The following is a 1,976-nucleotide window of genomic DNA, read 5'->3' as shown; positions in this document are numbered from 1 at the left end:
GATGTTCTAGACCTCTCAAAGATCGAAGCGGCGAGATTCGATCTGATAATCTCCCCGTACAGCCCTGCAAAGCTGGTGAAAGAGATCACCGAAACATATCTGCCCATGGCGTATTCGAAGGGATTGCATTTCGCAAACAGCATTACAGAAAGGGTTCCAGAATACGTCGATGGAGACGAATTTAGGGTGAGACAGGTCCTGACCAATCTGGTATCCAACGGACTCAAGTTTACTGACAAAGGTTACGTTTCAGTGCTTCTCGATTACGATGGCCACCACCTGATATACACGGTTCAGGATACAGGTTCGGGAGTCTCCAGAGAAGAGATAGACAAGATCTTCGAGCCCTTTATTCAGGCCGACGGTACGATGTCGAGGAAGTTTGGCGGAACGGGACTCGGTTTAACCATAACGAAGAAGATCGTTGAACTGATGGGCGGGTCAATACGCTTCGAGAGCAAGGTTGGCGAGGGTTCGAAAGTCACAGTTAGGATTCCTTCTAACGTTTCCAAGGAAGTACCGAAGCAAAAGGAGAAACCCGAATTGCCGCCAACGGGAAAGGTTGTTGTCGCCTCCGACGACGAGGACTTCCTGACAATCGTCGGCGCGATGCTCAAGAGAAATGGAGTGCACTACGAATCTGTGAAAAACCTTTCGAATCTCTCGAGAGCTGTAAGGGAATTAGGTGCGTCCCTTGCAGTGGTAGACGCGCCAAAGAATGCCGACGATGCCCTTGCCGCGCTAGATGGGATAGACGAAGCTGCCGTCATTGTGATCACAGATACCACCGAGAACGAAATCCATTTCGGGAAGAAAGTAAACGAAATAATTCAAAAGCCCGTAAAGGAAGACGAACTTATCGGCAAGATCGGCAACTACATGGACCTCGGCCCGGGGCAGGACAACGTCAAATACAGGATATTGCTAACGGAAGACAACGAAGCCAATCAGCTGCTTATAAAAGAAGTTCTTGAAAAGGCCGGTTACTCTGTCGACGTTGCCGGAAATGGCAAGCAGGCGATCGAAATGGTGAGAAACTTCAACCAGTACAATCTCATCCTTATGGACATGCAGATGCCGATCATGGACGGCTATGAAGCTACAAAGGCCCTTAGACAAGAGGGTTACAAGATACCAATCGTTGCCCTGACCGCACATACGATGCAGGGAGACGAGGAGAAGACGATCGAGGCCGGTTGTGACGGCTTTTTGGGAAAGCCGGTCAGGCAGTCGGATCTTCTCGAGATCGTGCGATACCACCTGGGCATATTCGGGAAGACGGGTAACAAGAGATCCGGAGTCCGTCCAATTCAGCGAGAGGGAAAGCATTCGCCGGACAATATCACAGTCTTCGCGAAGGATATGGGGCTCTCCATGGAAGAGGCCTCGGCCATGTTCGAGGAGTACGGGAAACACATCGACAAGACAGTGGCTACTCTCGAAAGTGCTCTTGAAAGGAAAGACATGGGTTCGATCGCAAGAGAAGGCCACAGTCTTAAGGGTTCCGGCAGAATGTATGGGGTTGAAGAGATTTCCGGGGTCGGCTTTAAAATCGAGACGGCCGGGAAGAGCGGCGATGAAAACCAGATATCAGACGGGATAGCAGAGCTCAAGAGGATTTATCGTAAGCTCTGGGAGTGAGGAGCGGCGACTGCAACAGAAGGTCTCTCGCTTCTACCTGGGTTTTCAAGGATCGTCAATACTCTCTGAATTTTCTCAGCAGAGATGATCCCAGACAAATTTCTAGAATGCAATTCACTTCGCTATAATCCGGTCTATGAGGAACCCTGAACCTCAGCCAGCAGAAATTCTCCGTTTAGAGAAGTACTGGAATTTTCGATATGATAACATTGAGATCATTGTCTCTAACGCCGAAAAACCTGTCGTGACTGGAAAGTTCTAGAGCGTAGGCATTGGACAGTCCCAGGCGAAAATCCTTTGGAAAGAGAGGGGAACAGTATGAGCAAGGTCTTCTT

At 49.5% G+C, this 1,976-nt stretch carries 1 protein-coding gene; it reads left to right on the top strand.

All coding sequences use genetic code 11. The features are described 5' to 3' along the window. On the top strand, positions 1 to 1,641 hold a 1,641-nt coding region (locus BG32_RS01140; RefSeq protein WP_121526267.1), incomplete at its 5' end, for a response regulator. Positions 1,642 to 1,976 lie beyond the last annotated feature (335 nt).

This window comes from Mesotoga sp. HF07.pep.5.2.highcov, from assembly GCF_003666285.1.
GTDB lineage: Bacteria > Thermotogota > Thermotogae > Petrotogales > Kosmotogaceae > Mesotoga > Mesotoga prima.
Note: the sequence above shows the minus strand (reverse complement) of the source record. Positions and strands in the feature narration are given on the sequence as shown.